We start from the raw sequence: 14,385 nt of genomic DNA, 5'->3' as shown, positions 1-14,385 counted from the left end.
CCCCTCGGTCCCCGCGGCTCCTGACCCCCGTGATCCCCCTGGCCTCCTGGTCTCCACGGCGGCCCGGTGGTGGTGTCCCGCTGAACGGGAACGGGCCCCGCACCCAGAGGGTGCGGGGCCCGTGACCGACTTCGGTGAGCCGTCGGGCTCAGACCGCGGCCGGGTCCTCCTCGGTGAGGAGGTTGCGGGTGCGGTTCGGGTCGATCGGGATGCCGGGGCCCATCGTGGTGGTGATGGCGGCCTTCTTGATGTAGCGACCCTTGGCGGCGGACGGCTTCAGACGGAGGATCTCCTCCAGCGCGGCGCCGTAGTTCTCCACCAGCTTCGAGTCGTCGAAGGACGACTTGCCGATGATGAAGTGCAGGTTCGAGTGCTTGTCGACGCGGAACTCGATCTTGCCGCCCTTGATCTCGGTGACGGCCTTGGTCACGTCGGGGGTGACGGTGCCGGTCTTCGGGTTCGGCATCAGACCACGCGGACCGAGCACGCGGCCGAGGCGGCCGACCTTGCCCATGAGGTCCGGGGTGGCGACGACGGCGTCGAAGTCCAGGCGGCCCTTCGAGACCTCGTCGATCAGCTCGTCGGCACCGACGATGTCGGCGCCCGCGGCACGCGCGGCCTCGGCACGGTCGCCGGTCGCGAAGACCAGGACCCGGGCGGTCTTACCGGTGCCGTGCGGAAGGTTCACGGTGCCACGGACCATCTGGTCGGCCTTGCGCGGGTCGACGCCCAGACGGAAGGCGACCTCGACGGTGGCGTCGAACTTGGTCGTGGAGGTCTCCTTGGCGAGACGGACGGCCTCGAGCGGGGCGTAGAGCTTCTCCCGGTCGACCTTGGCGTCCGCAGCCTTGAGAGCCTTGCTGCGCTTGCTCACTTCTGTCTCCTGTGTTGTGGCTAGGAGTCGTGGTCCGGGCCGAGCAGGCCCCGCCACGTGCTTCTGCTGGGGGTGGTTGGGGTCAGCCCTCGACGGTGACGCCCATCGACCGGGCGGTGCCGGCGATGATCTTCGCGGCGGCGTCCAGGTCGTTTGCGTTCAGGTCGGGCATCTTGGTCTGGGCGATCTCGCGGACCTGCGCCTCGGTGATCTTGGCGACCTTGGTCTTGTGCGGCTCGCCGGAGCCCTTGTCCACACCCGCAGCCTTGAGGATCATCTTCGCGGCCGGCGGCGTCTTGGTGATGAAGGTGAAGGAGCGGTCCTCGTAGACCGTGATCTCCACCGGCACGACCCAACCGCGCTGCGACTCGGTCGCGGCGTTGTAGGCCTTGCAGAACTCCATGATGTTGACGCCGTGCTGACCCAGCGCCGGGCCGACCGGCGGGGCCGGGTTGGCTGCGCCGGCCTGGATCTGGAGCTTGATGAGCCCCGTGACCTTCTTCTTCTTGGGAGGCATGCTCTCTCCGGGTCCTTACTGAGAGGTTGAGTACCGTCTGCGCCATTCGGATGCATGATCCCGCAGATGGCATACCGCACAACGATAGCCGCCAGCACCCCGCGGCACGAAATCGGCCAGGTCAGAGAGAGCGCCGGGGGTGCGCACCGACCCCGGCCACGGTCATCCGCGACCGGGGGCGCGCGGCGCCCCGGACGGTCCTCGGCCCAGGTCGCGCGGGCCCGTACGCCACGGACGCACCACGGCACCCGCTCGCCGGTACGGCCGCACCGCACGGCCGCACCGGCAGCCGCGGACGCGTTCCGCCGCGGGGCGGGAAGGTGACCGCCTCCGGCAGGCGCCCGGACGGGCGCCGGGGCGGCCCCGGGACGCGGCAGAGCCCCTGCCCGGCGGTTTCCCGCCGGGCAGGGGCTCTGCCGGATGATCGCGAAGCTAGTTCTTCTGGATCTGGTCGAAGGACAGCTCGACCGGCGTCTCGCGGCCGAAGATCTCCACCAGGCCCTTGACCTTCTTGGAGTCGGGGTTGATCTCGTTGATCGTCGCCTGGAGCGTGGCGAAGGGGCCGTCGGTGACGGTGACCGAGTCGCCGACCTCGAAGTCCAGCACCTGGACCTCGACCTTGCGCTGCGGCGCCGGCTTGCCCTCGGCCTCCGCGGCCTCGCGGGCGGCCTTCTCCTCGGCCTCCGGGGCGAGCATCTTGACGATCTCGTCCAGCGTCAGCGGGTACGGGTCGTAGGCGTTGCCCACGAAACCGGTGACACCGGGGGTGTTGCGGACGACGCCCCAGGACTCGTTCGTGAGGTCCATCCGGACCAGGACGTAGCCCGGCAGCTTGTTCTGCTTGATCGTCTTGCGGTCGCCGTTCTTGATCTGGACGACCTCTTCCTGCGGCACCTCGGCCTGGAAGATGTAGTCCTCGACGTTCAGCGAGACGGCGCGCTGCTCCAGGTTGGTCTTCACGCGGTTCTCGTAGCCGGCGTAGGTGTGGATGACGTACCACTCGCCGGGCAGGGTGCGCAGTTCATCACGCAGGGCCTGGACGGGGTCGACCGGCTCGGCCTCCTCCGCCTCTTCGACCTGGTCGACGGCGTCCTCGGCACCCTCGGTGCCCTCGGCCGTCTCCTCGGTGTGCAGCGCGGCCTCCTCGGCGGGCTTGCCCGCCTCGGCGTCGGCAGCCTCGACCTCGTCCAGGTCCTCGTCCGCGCCCTCGACGATGTCGAGCTCGTCGTCGACGGACTCGACGTCCTCCGCGCGAGGCTCGACGGCGTCGTTCAGGTTCTGGTCAGACACGGTGGCTGCTTCTTCCTGGATACAGAGGGGTGGAACACGCGAAACGGGCGCCGGATACCTCGGCGCCCTTCGCTCTCGGCTCAGCCGAAGACGTACTTGGCCGCGTGGCTGAGCCCATAATCGATCACGGTCACCAGGGCGATCATGACGGCGACGAAGAAGATCACCACTGTCGTGTACGACGTCAGCTGGTTCCGCGTCGGCCAGACCACCTTGCGGAGTTCCGCGACGACCTGTCGGTAGAAGAGCGCGAGGCGCTTCAGCGGGCCCTTCTTGGCGCGCTTACCGCCCTTGCGGGTCTTCTTCGACTCCGGCGCCTCATCCTGGGCATCAGGCGTGTCGATGGAGCCCACGGCGTCCGCCATTCGTCCTCACCTGATCCCGGGTCGTGGCCGTGCCGCGCCCGGTCTGAGCCGCACGGCGGTGCATTGCTGTACGTACATGCGCACACATCCTGGCGAAGGTGTGTGTAGCAGGGCCGGAGGGACTTGAACCCCCAACCGCCGGTTTTGGAGACCGGTGCTCTACCAATTGAGCTACGACCCTTTGTGTGTCCCCCAACGTACCGCATCCGGTCGGGTGCTTGGTGTGCACCGACTGGGGCACGGCTGCCGAAGGCCAACGAGGTGAGAGTGTACGTGGTCCGAAGCGCCCCGTCGAACAGAAAGGGCCCGTGAGGGCCCCGGAAGCGCAAGATCGGCGGGAAAGGGAGGGAAGATCAGCCAGGCCGGGGCGGGGTTCCGGACTGTTGTTCGCTCCTGTCCCCTGTGCTGTTCAGTCTGTGAAACCCGCGTGCCGGGCTCGTTTCCGGTCTGAAACCATGGGCGGCATGAGCGCTGCAACCCCTCCCACCGAGCGCCGGGTATCGGCCCGCATCGGCGCGATCTCCGAGTCCGCCACCCTCGCCGTGGACGCCAAGGCCAAGGCTCTGAAGGCCGCCGGACGGCCGGTGATCGGCTTCGGCGCGGGCGAGCCCGACTTCCCGACCCCCGACTACATCGTCGAGGCGGCCGTCGAGGCCTGCAAGAACCCGAAGTACCACCGCTACACCCCGGCGGGCGGCCTGCCCGAGCTGAAGGCCGCGATCGCCGCGAAGACGCTGCGTGACTCGGGCTACGAGGTCGACCCCACCCGGATCCTCGTCACCAACGGCGGCAAGCAGGCCATCTACGAGGCCTTCGCCGCCATCCTGGACCCGGGCGACGAGGTCATCGTCCCGGCCCCGTACTGGACGACCTACCCGGAGTCGATCCGCCTGGCCGGCGGTGTCCCGGTCGAGGTCGTCGCCGACGAGACGACCGGCTACCGGGTGGGCGTGGAGCAGCTGGAGTCCGCCCGCACCGAGAACACGAAGGTGCTTCTCTTCGTGTCGCCGTCGAACCCGACCGGCGCCGTCTACACCCGCGAGCAGATCGAGGAGATCGGCCGCTGGGCGGCGGAGAAGGGGCTGTGGGTCCTCACGGACGAGATCTACGAGCACCTCGTCTACGGCGACGCCGCGTTCCACTCGCTGCCGGTGGTCGTGCCCGAACTGGCCGACAAGTGCATCGTCGTCAACGGCGTCGCCAAGACGTACGCCATGACGGGCTGGCGCGTGGGCTGGGTCATCGGCCCGAAGGACGTCGTCAAGGCCGCCACGAACCTCCAGTCGCACGCCACCTCCAACGTGTCCAACGTCGCCCAGGTCGCCGCGCTGGCCGCGGTCTCCGGCGACCTGTCGGCCGTGGAGCGGATGCGCGAGGCCTTCGACCGGCGGCGCCGGACCATCGTGCGGATGCTGAACGAGATCGACGGCGTGCTCTGCCCGGAGCCCGAGGGCGCGTTCTACGCCTACCCGTCGGTCAAGGGCCTGCTCGGCAAGGAGCTCCGCGGCAAGCGCCCGCAGAACACCGTCGAGCTGGCCGCGCTCATCCTGGAGGAGGCCGAGGTCGCGGTCGTACCGGGTGAGGCGTTCGGCACCCCGGGCTACCTGCGCCTGTCGTACGCGCTCGGTGACGAGGACCTCGTCGAGGGCGTGAGCCGCCTCCAGAAGCTGCTGGCGGAGGCCAGGGACTGACGTCCCCCGGACCCGTACGGGCCGGTGTCCCCTTCCCGGGGCACCGGCCCCTTCGTTTGTGCGAGCAAGGCCACGTTCGGGGAATGCGCTACCGGGACCGCCCGGGCATGCGGCAGGATCCTGGGATGGAGCGTGTACGTGATCTCTCTGGGCTGCCGAAGGCCCACCTGCACCTGCACTTCACCGGATCGATGCGGCCGGGAACCGTGCTGGAACTCGCCGACAAGTACGGCGTGCGCCTGCCGGAGGCCCTGACCGAGGCACTGACCGGCGGGGAGCCGCCGCGGCTGCGGGCGACGGACGAGCGGGGCTGGTTCCGCTTCCAGCGGCTGTACGACGCGGCGCGCTCCTGCCTGCGCGAACCCGAGGACCTCCAGCGGCTGGTCCGGGAGGCCGCGGAGGAGGACCTGGCGGACGGCTCGGGCTGGCTGGAGATCCAGGTCGACCCGACGTCGTACGCGCCCCGGATGGGCGGTCTGATCCCCACACTGGAGATCATCCTCGACGCCGTGGAGAGGGCGAGCCGCGACACGGGGCTGGGCATGCGGGTCCTTCTCGCCGCGAACCGCATGAAGCACCCCCTGGACGCGCGCACCCTGGCCCGGCTCGCGGTGCGCTACGCCGATCGGGGCGTGGTGGGCTTCGGGCTGTCCAACGACGAACGCCGCGGCATGGCCCGGGACTTCGACCGCGCCTTCCACATCGCCCGGGAGGGCGGGCTGCTGTCCGCACCCCACGGCGGCGAGCTGACGGGGCCGTCGTCGGTGCGGGACTGCCTGGACGACCTGCATGCCCACCGGGTCGGGCACGGCGTGCGGGCCGCGGAGGACCCCCGCCTGCTGCGGCGCCTCGCCGAGCGCGGGGTGACGTGCGAGGTGTGCCCGGCCTCCAACGTGGCCCTGGGGGTGTACGAGAAGCCGGAGGACGTGCCGCTGCGCACCCTGTACGAGGCGGGCGTGCCGATGGCGCTGGGCGCGGACGACCCGCTGCTGTTCGGCTCCCGGCTGGCGGCGCAGTACGAGATCGCCCGCCGGCACCACGGCTTCACCGACGAGGAGCTCGCCGAGCTGGCCCGCCAGTCGATCCGGGCTTCGGCGGCACCGGACGGCGTGCGGGACAAGCTGCTGTCGGGCGTGGACGACTGGCTGGCCGGCTGAGAGGGTGCCCGCGGGCGCTCACTGCTGGGACACGAGGGCGATGACGAGCGGAAGCGTCTGGCGGTCGAAGATCTGGTCTCCCAGCCGGCCACCCACGAGGTTTCCGTTGACCTCCATGCCGGGCGTGCCGGAAACCCCCGAGGCCTCGAAGGCCTCCTCGGACGCGGTCACGAAGTCGCCGTACTTCATGCCGCGGACGGCCGCGTCGAACTCCGCGCCGCGCAGGCCCTCGATCTCGGAGGCCGTCTCCAGCAGGAACGCGTCGGTGTAGCCGTCGGCGGACTCCTCGGGCTGGTGGGCGAAGAGCAGGTCGTGGTACTCGACGAACCTCCCCGCCTCCAAGGCGGCGCGCAGGGCGTTGGCGGCCCTGTGGGAGCCTTCGCCGACGAGTCTGTCGTCGAGGAACGAAGCCAGCGTGTACTCGACCCGGACATCGCCGGCCAGGACCATCTCACGCAGCTGGCGGCCGCCGCCCCCGGTCTCGAACTCCTCGCAGACCGGACAGCGCATGTCCTCGTACAGGTGCACCACGGTCCTGGCCCGTGCGGAGCCCACGAGCACGGTGGCACCGTCCGGCGCCAGGCTCTCGGCGATGTCCTCGTCCTTCCCGTACGCCGGCGCGAAGGAACTCCCCCCGCCCGGTGCCGCGTGGCGAGCACCGCATCCCGTGGCGAGCCCTGCTGCCAGTGCCGCCGCGACCACCGCGGCCGCCCCCCGGCGTACCCATCCCCCTGACACGAAGCCGCCCCTCTCGTGACGTCGTCGACATGACCGGGCGACCCTATGTGATCTTCGTGCACCGGTGCCATCCGATTGCCCGTGCGCCGGGAACCCGACCGACGTGGGCCTCGTCCCGGGATCTTGGAGCGGGACATCCGGGGCCCACCGGCCGGGAGGACCGGGTCAGGAAGACAGGCTGACGCCCACCGTCACCGGCTCGTTGACCAGCGTGATGCCGAAGGCACTGTGGACGCCGGCGACGACCTCGCGGGCCAGGGCGAGGAGGTCCTCGGTCGTGGCGCCACCCCGGTTGGTCAGGGCGAGGGTGTGCTTGGTCGAGATGCGGGCCGGGCCGGTGCCGTAGCCCTTGGTGAAGCCCGCCCTGTCGATCAGCCAGGCCGCGGAGGTCTTGGTGTGACCGGTTCCCGCGGGGTACGCGGGCGGTTCGGCGCCGGCGCCGAGCCGGTCGTGGACGCGGGCGCGGAACGCGGCGAAGTCGGCGTCCGTGAGGATCGGATTGGTGAAGAAGGAGCCGGCCGACCAGGTGTCGTGGTCCTCCGGATCCAGGACCATGCCCTTTCCGGCGCGCAGCTTCAGGACCGTCTCGCGTGCGTCGGAGAGCGGGACCCGGTCTCCGGGCTCCACACCGAGCACGCGGGCCGTCTCGGCGTACCTGATCGGCGCCGAGAGGCCGTCCGCGTCCTCCAGACCGAAGCGGACGCGCAGGACGACGTAACGGTCGGGGTCGGCCTTGAAGCGGCTGTGGCGGTAGGAGAAGGCGCAGTCGGCGTTGGTGAGGGTGACCGTCCGGCGGGCGCGGCGGTCGTAGGCGATCACCTCGGTGATCGTGGCGGAGACCTCCTGGCCGTACGCCCCCACGTTCTGGATCGGGGTCGCGCCGGCGGAGCCGGGGATGCCGGCCAGGCACTCGATGCCGGCCAGGCCCGCCTGCACGGTACGCGCGACGGCGTCGGTCCAGATCTCGCCGGCGGCGAGTTCCAGGCTGGTCCCGGTCAGTGCGAAGCCCGTGGTGGCGACGCGCAGGGCGGTGCCGTCGAAGCCCTTGTCGCCGATGACCAGGTTCGAGCCGCCGCCGATGACGAGCAGCGGCGTCCGGGCGGCGTCGGCCTCACGGACTGCGTCGACGACCTCGGCGTCGGTGGTCGCCGTGATCAGCCGGGTGGCGGGGCCGCCCAGCCGGAAGGTGGTCAGCGGGGCGAGGGGGGCGTCGTGGAGTTCCTGCACGCGCCAAGACTACGAGACGGGTGGTCCGCGGCGGCCGGTGCGGGTGGGCGGGGGCCGGTCGGTGTCGCCCCCGTGCGCCGCACGGTGCGACTGCGCGGCCGGGCCGCCCGCCAGCGGCGCGGCGCGGCGGCACGTACGGGTCCACGTACGGGTCCACGTACGGGTGCGGGGCGGGTGCGGACGCTCGGGCTCTGCCTCGGCCGGCGGGAGCGGGATCCGGGTGCGGCTTCGGGTTCCGCAGGGGGAGCGTGGGCGGACTCGGGGGCGGGGTCGGGTGCCGTAGCCGGACGCGTGGGTGGGCTCGGGTGCCGGAGGGCCGAGCGTCGGCGGCTCCGGGAGTCTCGGGTGCCTCCGAGCAAGCGGTCCGCCGCGTCCGCTTCACTTCAGGCGCCGTACCGCCTCCTCCCACGGCAACGGAAGACGATCGGCCGGCGTCGTCCAGGAGGCGAACCTCACGTCCTTCATCTCCCCGGCCAGTCCCTGCGAGGTCGGTGCGTGGGTGCCGGAGCGGGCGAAGGCCTTCAGCGCCTCCGCCGACTCCCAGGCGGACAGCGTCCAGAACGTCCGCTTCAGCGGCTGTGCCCTCAGCGACGCCCCGTACGCTCCGGGCGCCCGGCCGACCTGCCGCCACACCCCCGCCGTACGCGTGAGGAAGCGGAGCGCGCCGAGGACGGTGCGGGTCTCGAAGCGGGAGGCGAAGACGTGGACGACGGCGTCCCGGGGCGGGGTGTTCGGCACGGTCCAGGGGAGGGTGGGCATCTCGGACTCCTGCGGGTGGGGTCGCGGTCAGTGGGAGGCGTTCTGGACGAGGGCCGCCTCGGGCGCCGGCGCGGCCTCCGCCGTGGTGCGGCCGCCCGTGCGCAGGGCGGGGATCAGCAGGGCCGCGACACCGGCGAGGGCGACCACGGCAGAGCCGGTGACCAGCGCGGGCCGGAGGCCGTCGACGAAGGCCTCGCCGGATTCGTAGCCGCCCCGGGCAGAGAAGATCGACGACATGACGGCGATGCCGAGTGCGCCGCCGACCTCGCGCAGGGCGTTGTTGGCGCCGGAGGCGATGCCCTGCTCGGCCGGGCGGACGCTGGACATGACCAGGTTGGAGGCCGGCGCGAAGAACAGGGCCATGCCGATGCCACTGATGATCAGGCCGGGCAGCTGGCCGGCGTAGGAGGTGTCGGTCGCGGCCACGGAGGCCAGGTAGCCGAGGCCGGCCGCCTGGAGGAACAGGCCGGTGGCGACGACGGGGCGACCACCGACACGGTCGGAGAGGATGCCGGCGATCGGCGCGACGAGCATCGGCATACCGGTCCACGGCAGCATGCGCAGCCCCGCCTGGGTGGGCGAGTAGCCGAGGACGCCCTGCATGTACTGACTGAGCAGGAAGATCGAGCCGAACATGCCGAGGAACATCAGCAGGCTCGCCGCGTTGATGCCGGAGAAGGCGCGGGAGCGGAACAGCCGCATCGGCAGCATGGGGTTGGCGGCGCGTGAACCGTGCAGGACGAAGGCGAAGAGCAGGGCACCGCCCGCGAACAGGCCGGTCAGCACCAGGGCGCTGGTCCAGCCGTCGGCCGGGCCGCGCACCAGTCCGTAGACGATGCCGAACAGACCGCCGCTGGCGAGCAGGGTGCCGGGGATGTCGAGCGGGGCGCCGGTGCCGTGGGACTCGGCGAGGCGCAGCCGGGCGAGGGGCAGCAGGGCGACACCGAGCGGAACGTTCAGCCAGAAGATCCAGTGCCAGGAGATGTGCTCGGTGAGGCTGCCACCGATGAGGGGTCCGGAGGCGACCGCGAGGCCGTTCACCGCGCCCCAGATGCCGTACGCCATACCGCGCTTGGCCGCGGGGACGGCGGCGGTGAGCAGGGTGAGCGTCAGTGGCATCATCACGGCGGCTCCCACTCCCTGGACCGCACGGGCCGCGATGAGGGAGCCGATGCCGGGCGCCAGGGCGGCGGCCGCGGAGGCACCGGTGAAGATGACGAGACCGACCTGGAACAGTCTGCGGCGGCCGAAGCGGTCACCGAGGGCCGCGCCGAACATCAGCAGGACGGCGAAGGTGAGCGTGTAGGCGCTGACGGTCCATTCCAGGTCGTCCAGGGCACCGCCGAGGTCCTCGCGGATGGAGGGCAGGGCGGTGGTGACGACGAGGTTGTCGAGGGCCGCCATGAATCCGGCGACGCTGGTGATGACGAGGGCCCATGCGGCTCCCCCGCGTGGTGCGGTTGGCTGTGACATCTCTCCCCCAGAGAGCGCTGATGACCTTGATTAGTTATTGATTACTAACTTTTTGGGACACAGAAAGGCGCTCGTTCCGCACCCCTGCCCCCCCTACCGCTCGCACGACCGCGGGCCCACGCCACCGCACGCCCGCCGCCCGCGCTCCTCCTTCGGCCCGTCCGGCAGCCGGGCCGACGAGTACACGCCCTCCCACACCCGGTGGTCGGGCGGGAAACCCATGGCCACCAGGCAGTTGATGAGCATGCCGTACGCCATGAAGGTCGTCGTCTCGTCGACGTCCGCCCCCAGCGGCAGGTGGACCGTGTCCCACAGCCGCATCCAGCCGGCCCGCACGGACTCACCGAACTCACGGTCGCCCTCCGCCTCCGCGGCGCCCACGGCGACGTACATCTGCATCTGCATCATCAGCCGCTCGGGCTGCTCCGCGATGACCTTGGTGTACGCGTTCGCCATGGCATGCAGGGCCTCTTCGCCGTGCAGCCCCTCGGCGGCCTGCTCGAAGGTCCGGATGGTGTCCTCCACGCAGCGTTCGGCCACCGCGAGGAAGATCGCCTTCTTTCCGGGGAAGAGCCGGAAGAGGTACGGCTGCGAGACGCCGACCCGCTTGGCGATCGCCTCGGTCGAGGTGCCGTGGTAGCCGCCTCGCGCGAACTCGGCGGTCGCTGCCCGGACGACACTCTCACGCCGCTCTTCTGCGCTCATCCTGACCATGAGACATAAGTTAGTACTCAATCACTAACTTCGTCAAGGGCTCCCGCACGGGGGCATGCGCCGGGGGACTCAGGGCCGGTGGCGGGCGAGGGGCGCCTCTCGGCGGAGGACGCCCACCCCGCCTTTCCACAGGACCGGCGGGGGGGGGCTTCAACCAGCCCGCCGATCAGTCGGTCCGTCGTCCGCCGGCCCGTCTCTCGGCCCGCCGGTTCACCCGTTCGCCGGCCTGCCGGTCTGCCGGTCTGCCGGTCTGCCGGTCTGCCGGTCTGCCGGTCTGCCGGTCTGCCGGTCAAGCCAGTCGGACGACCGCCCGCGACATCCCCAGCACCTTCTGCCCGCCGCTGGTCACGGTCAGGTCCACGCGGACGGTGTTGTCGTCGAGCTTGGCCGCGACCTTGCCGCCGACCTCGATCACGGCCCCCTGGTCGTCATCGGGGACGACGACCGGCTTGGTGAAGCGCACGCCGTACTCGACGACCGCGCCCGGGTCGCCCGTCCAGTCGGTGACGACCCGGACCGCCTCGGCCATGGTGAACATGCCGTGGGCGATGACGTCCGGGAGGCCGACCTCCTTGGCGAACCTCTCGTTCCAGTGGATCGGGTTGAAGTCCCCGGAGGCACCCGCGTACTGGACCAACGTGGCACGCGTCACGGGGAAGGAACGGGCGGGCAGTTCCGTGCCGACCTCGACGTCGTCGTAAGCGATCTTCGCGGTCATGTGGTTCTCAGCCCTGCCCTTCGTCCGGGTCCGCCGCGCGGGCGACCAGCTTGGTCCAGGCGGTCACGACGTGCTCGCCGGCCTCGTCGTGGACCTCTCCACGAACGTCCAGGATGTCGTTGCCGGCCATCGACTTGACCGCCTCGATGGTGGAGGTGACGGTGAGCCGGTCCCCCGCGCGCACCGGGCGGGTGTAGGCGAACTTCTGGTCTCCGTGCACCACGCGGCTGTAGTCGAGGCCGAGCTGCGGGTCCCGGATGACCACCCCGGCCGCCTTGAAGGTGATCGCGAAGACGAAGGTCGGCGGGGCCACGACGTCGGGATGGCCGAGTGCCTTGGCGGCCTCCGGGTCCGTGTACGCCGGGTCGGCGTCCCCCACCGCTTCCGCGAACTCACGGATCTTCTCGCGCCCCACCTCGTAGGGCTCGGTGGGCGGGTAGCTCCGCCCGACGAAGGACTGGTCGAGCGCCATGGCCCGGCACCTCCTGGTGTCTGCTGTGAACGTCCGGCGGACGACTTGACCGCCTGCCCGAACCGGCGGGTAACCGGCACGGAAACGACACGAGGCCGCCCCCGAACTGCGGGGGCGGCCTCGTGTACGAGCCTGAATCAGCGCGTTTCGCGGTGCGCGGTGTGCGCGTTGCAACGCGGGCAGTGCTTCTTCATTTCGAGCCGGTCGGGGTTGTTCCGCCGGTTCTTCTTGGTGATGTAGTTCCGCTCCTTGCACTCCACGCAGGCCAGCGTGATCTTCGGGCGGACGTCGGTGGCAGCCACGTGAGTGCTCCTTGACGAACGGGTAGGCTATTTCAACGCAAGAAAGAGTAGCCGATCGACGGACCGACCCACCAATCGGCTACTGCGAGTAGCGGTGACCGGACTTGAACCGGTGACACAGCGATTATGAGCCGCTTGCTCTACCGACTGAGCTACACCGCTGCGGATCGATCAGAACCCACCTCGCGGCGGGAACCTCTCTCACCAGAGCCCCAAAACGGAATCGAACCGTTGACCTTCTCCTTACCATGGAGACGCTCTGCCGACTGAGCTATTGGGGCGAGCGATGAAGACATTACACGGTCGCCCGCCGTTCGCCCAAATCCGTATCCCGCACCCTCACCGGCGGCGCCCCGGAGCCTTCCCACCGGCCTCGGCCGCACCGCCCGAACGGCGGACCACACCGGTACGACTATTGCGCTCCTCCGCTACGGGGGCGGGCCTCAGCCCTAGGCTCGACCGCTGTGTGATCTTGCACCGCAGCCCGGCCCGGCCCCGACCGCGCCAGGGCGGGCCGGGTGCGATCCGAGCACCCGACGACCACCGCACGACAGCCGGACGCCGTCCCCACGACAGGCCCGAGCCCCTGGAGCGCGATGCCCGACAGCCAGCAGCAGCCGCCCCACGCGACGCCGCCCCCCTCGGGCCCGGCCCACCCCTCCCCCCTGCTGCTGAGCGGGGCGCGGCTCACCGACGGCCGCCGGGTGGACGTACGACTGGGCGCCGGGCGCATCGTGGCGGTGGGCACCGCCGGGAGCCTGGCCGCCGGAGGCGCCCGCGGCGGCGCACGCGTGGACCTCAGCGGCTTCCTGCTCCTGCCGGCACCCGCGGAACCGCACGCCCACGCCGACACCGCGCTGTCGGCGGACCTCGGCGGACCGGCCCCCTACGATGCGCACGACGTCCAGCGCCGGGCCACCGAGGCCGCGCTGCTGCAACTCGGGCACGGCGCGACCGCCCAGCGCGCGCACGTGCGTGTGGGCGACGTCCAGGGGCTCGGCGCGCTGGCCGCGGTCCTGCAGGCGCGGCGAGCACTGCGCGGGCTCGTGGAACTCTCGGCGGTGGCGATGCCGCGCGTGCTGACCGGGGCGGCCGGGGCGGACGGGCTCGCCATGCTGCGGGACGCGATGAAGATGGGCGCCTCCGTGGTGGGCGGCTGCCCGGACCTGGACCCGGACCCCACCGGCTATGTCGAGGCCGTCCTGGAAATCGCCTCCGAACACGGCTGCCCGGTCGACCTGCACACCGACGCCGCCGATCCGGCACGTCTCGCGCGCGTGGCCGCGATGGCCGGCGGTCTGCGGCCCGGTGTGACCATCGGACCGTGCGGCGGCCTGGACCGGCTGCCCGCAGACATCGCCGGGCGCACCGCCGACCAGCTGGCCGCCGCCGGCGTCTCCGTGGTCTGCCTGCCGCAAGGCGGCTGCGGGAGCGCGGAGGAGCGGGACACGGCGCCCGTACGGCTCCTGCGCGGCGCGGGCGTGCACCTCGCAGCGGGCAGTGGCGCCCTGCGGGACTCCGGCAACCCCGTGGGCCGCGGCGACCCCCTGGAGGCCGCGTACCTGCTCGCCTCACGCGAGGGACTGCGCCCCGACGACGCCTACGACACCGTCAGCTCCGCCGCACGGGCCGCCATGGGTCTGCCCGAGGTACGGGTGGAGGCGGGTTTCCCCGCCGAGCTGCTGGCCGTGCGGGGCGACCGGCTCTCCGGGGCGCTCTCCCTGGCGTACAGCCGGGTCGTCGTCCACCGGGGGCGCGTGGTGGCGCGCACCAGCGCTGTACGGGAGTTCTGCGACTCGGCCGCAGCGGTGGAACTGGGGTTGCCGCGCCAGGGGCGCAAGGAGCTGTCGTGACAGCACCCCGATCACAGCGCCCGGCCGCCCGGCTTCGTGCGCCGTGCACGGCGCGCACGCCGCGGGTGCCGTGACTGCGCCAGGGGTCGGGGACACCGGGCGCGCGCCGCTGGCGCGCGGGCCGTTGCGCGAGGCGCGGGACCGGCTTGCGACGGTGTCCGCACTCGTCGGTGAGGCGAAGAGGCATGGCGCGCGACGGGGGCGCGCGGGACGTGCAGGACGGCACGCTCCCACC

15 protein-coding genes and 3 tRNA genes are annotated in these 14,385 nt (G+C 71.5%); 3 read left to right on the top strand and 15 right to left on the bottom strand.

Annotation, left to right across the window (positions count from 1 at the left end; genetic code table 11):
- Window positions 1-148: 148 nt before the first annotated feature.
- The 5 genes from rplA to I3F54_RS08680 all read right to left on the bottom strand — a co-directional run bounded on the left by rplA (window position 149) and on the right by I3F54_RS08680 (window position 3,227).
- Window positions 149-874, bottom strand: coding sequence for a 50S ribosomal protein L1 (gene rplA, locus I3F54_RS08700; RefSeq protein ID WP_240118052.1), 726 nt, complete (start codon window positions 872-874; stop codon window positions 149-151).
- Window positions 875-956: 82 nt separating this feature from the next.
- Window positions 957-1,391 (bottom strand): 50S ribosomal protein L11, encoded by a 435-nt coding sequence (rplK, locus tag I3F54_RS08695; protein ID WP_205382417.1) that lies wholly within the window; start codon window positions 1,389-1,391, stop codon window positions 957-959.
- Between the two features lie 432 nt (window positions 1,392-1,823).
- On the bottom strand, window positions 1,824-2,681 hold the full coding sequence (gene nusG, locus I3F54_RS08690; protein WP_240118051.1) for a transcription termination/antitermination protein NusG: 858 nt from the start codon (window positions 2,679-2,681) through the stop codon (window positions 1,824-1,826).
- Between the two features lie 80 nt (window positions 2,682-2,761).
- Window positions 2,762-3,046, bottom strand: a complete 285-nt coding sequence (gene secE / locus I3F54_RS08685; protein ID WP_240118050.1) for a preprotein translocase subunit SecE — start codon at window positions 3,044-3,046, stop codon at window positions 2,762-2,764.
- Between the two features lie 108 nt (window positions 3,047-3,154).
- Window positions 3,155-3,227: transfer RNA gene (locus I3F54_RS08680), tRNA-Trp, on the bottom strand.
- A gap of 283 nt (window positions 3,228-3,510) precedes the next feature.
- Here I3F54_RS08680 and I3F54_RS08675 point away from each other — a divergent pair.
- Window positions 3,511-4,737 carry a pyridoxal phosphate-dependent aminotransferase gene (locus I3F54_RS08675; RefSeq protein ID WP_240118049.1) on the top strand — a complete coding sequence of 409 codons (1,227 nt, stop codon included), beginning with the start codon at window positions 3,511-3,513 and terminating at the stop codon, window positions 4,735-4,737.
- A 125-nt stretch (window positions 4,738-4,862) separates the two neighbouring features.
- Complete coding sequence (locus I3F54_RS08670; RefSeq protein WP_240118048.1) at window positions 4,863-5,894, top strand: adenosine deaminase; 1,032 nt, start codon at window positions 4,863-4,865, stop codon at window positions 5,892-5,894.
- A gap of 18 nt (window positions 5,895-5,912) precedes the next feature.
- Here I3F54_RS08670 and I3F54_RS08665 read toward each other — a convergent pair whose 3' ends face one another.
- The 10 genes from I3F54_RS08665 to I3F54_RS08620 all read right to left on the bottom strand — a co-directional run bounded on the left by I3F54_RS08665 (window position 5,913) and on the right by I3F54_RS08620 (window position 12,578).
- The gene (locus I3F54_RS08665) at window positions 5,913-6,632 is read right to left on the bottom strand and encodes a thioredoxin domain-containing protein (protein ID WP_240118047.1); all 720 of its coding nucleotides are present in this window, start codon (window positions 6,630-6,632) and stop codon (window positions 5,913-5,915) included.
- A 165-nt stretch (window positions 6,633-6,797) separates the two neighbouring features.
- Complete coding sequence (locus I3F54_RS08660) at window positions 6,798-7,859, bottom strand: UDP-N-acetylmuramate dehydrogenase (RefSeq protein WP_240118046.1); 1,062 nt, start codon at window positions 7,857-7,859, stop codon at window positions 6,798-6,800.
- Window positions 7,860-8,237: 378 nt separating this feature from the next.
- Window positions 8,238-8,618, bottom strand: a complete 381-nt coding sequence (locus I3F54_RS08655) for a DUF3291 domain-containing protein (RefSeq protein ID WP_240118045.1) — start codon at window positions 8,616-8,618, stop codon at window positions 8,238-8,240.
- Window positions 8,619-8,645: 27 nt separating this feature from the next.
- The gene (locus I3F54_RS08650) at window positions 8,646-10,091 is read right to left on the bottom strand and encodes a DHA2 family efflux MFS transporter permease subunit (protein ID WP_240118044.1); all 1,446 of its coding nucleotides are present in this window, start codon (window positions 10,089-10,091) and stop codon (window positions 8,646-8,648) included.
- 93 nt (window positions 10,092-10,184) lie between these two features.
- Window positions 10,185-10,805: a TetR/AcrR family transcriptional regulator gene (locus I3F54_RS08645; RefSeq protein WP_240118043.1), complete on the bottom strand. Its 621-nt coding sequence runs from the start codon at window positions 10,803-10,805 to the stop codon at window positions 10,185-10,187.
- Between the two features lie 289 nt (window positions 10,806-11,094).
- Window positions 11,095-11,523, bottom strand: a complete 429-nt coding sequence (locus tag I3F54_RS08640; RefSeq protein WP_240118042.1) for a MaoC family dehydratase — start codon at window positions 11,521-11,523, stop codon at window positions 11,095-11,097.
- A 7-nt stretch (window positions 11,524-11,530) separates the two neighbouring features.
- Window positions 11,531-11,995 carry a MaoC family dehydratase N-terminal domain-containing protein gene (locus I3F54_RS08635; RefSeq protein WP_240118041.1) on the bottom strand — a complete coding sequence of 155 codons (465 nt, stop codon included), beginning with the start codon at window positions 11,993-11,995 and terminating at the stop codon, window positions 11,531-11,533.
- Window positions 11,996-12,132: 137 nt separating this feature from the next.
- Window positions 12,133-12,297, bottom strand: coding sequence for a 50S ribosomal protein L33 (rpmG, locus tag I3F54_RS08630; RefSeq protein WP_003948671.1), 165 nt, complete (start codon window positions 12,295-12,297; stop codon window positions 12,133-12,135).
- Window positions 12,298-12,386: 89 nt separating this feature from the next.
- Window positions 12,387-12,459 (bottom strand) — tRNA-Met (locus I3F54_RS08625).
- Between the two features lie 46 nt (window positions 12,460-12,505).
- A tRNA-Thr gene (locus I3F54_RS08620) sits at window positions 12,506-12,578 on the bottom strand.
- Window positions 12,579-12,893: 315 nt separating this feature from the next.
- On the opposite strand from I3F54_RS08620, the gene I3F54_RS08615 reads away from it, so the two are divergent.
- Complete coding sequence (locus I3F54_RS08615) at window positions 12,894-14,150, top strand: hydrolase (RefSeq protein WP_240118040.1); 1,257 nt, start codon at window positions 12,894-12,896, stop codon at window positions 14,148-14,150.
- The last annotated feature ends 235 nt before the right edge of the window (window positions 14,151-14,385 follow it).

The organism is Streptomyces sp. MUM 2J, assembly GCF_022414535.1.
Lineage (GTDB): Bacteria > Actinomycetota > Actinomycetes > Streptomycetales > Streptomycetaceae > Streptomyces.
This window is presented reverse-complemented; position numbering and strand designations above follow the sequence as displayed.

Bases quoted from the DNA above. Each gene is read 5' to 3' on its own strand.
- I3F54_RS08635 (WP_240118041.1), bottom strand. From the start codon at position 11,995: ATGGCGCTCGACCAGTCCTTCGTCGGGCGGAGCTACCCGCCCACCGAG.
- I3F54_RS08640 (WP_240118042.1), bottom strand. From the start codon at position 11,523: ATGACCGCGAAGATCGCTTACGACGACGTCGAGGTCGGCACGGAACTG.
- secE (WP_240118050.1), bottom strand. From the start codon at position 3,046: ATGGCGGACGCCGTGGGCTCCATCGACACGCCTGATGCCCAGGATGAG.
- I3F54_RS08650 (WP_240118044.1), bottom strand. From the start codon at position 10,091: ATGTCACAGCCAACCGCACCACGCGGGGGAGCCGCATGGGCCCTCGTC.
- I3F54_RS08645 (WP_240118043.1), bottom strand. From the start codon at position 10,805: ATGGTCAGGATGAGCGCAGAAGAGCGGCGTGAGAGTGTCGTCCGGGCA.
- I3F54_RS08670 (WP_240118048.1), top strand. From the start codon at position 4,863: ATGGAGCGTGTACGTGATCTCTCTGGGCTGCCGAAGGCCCACCTGCAC.
- I3F54_RS08615 (WP_240118040.1), top strand. From the start codon at position 12,894: ATGCCCGACAGCCAGCAGCAGCCGCCCCACGCGACGCCGCCCCCCTCG.
- rplK (WP_205382417.1), bottom strand. From the start codon at position 1,391: ATGCCTCCCAAGAAGAAGAAGGTCACGGGGCTCATCAAGCTCCAGATC.
- I3F54_RS08675 (WP_240118049.1), top strand. From the start codon at position 3,511: ATGAGCGCTGCAACCCCTCCCACCGAGCGCCGGGTATCGGCCCGCATC.
- I3F54_RS08655 (WP_240118045.1), bottom strand. From the start codon at position 8,618: ATGCCCACCCTCCCCTGGACCGTGCCGAACACCCCGCCCCGGGACGCC.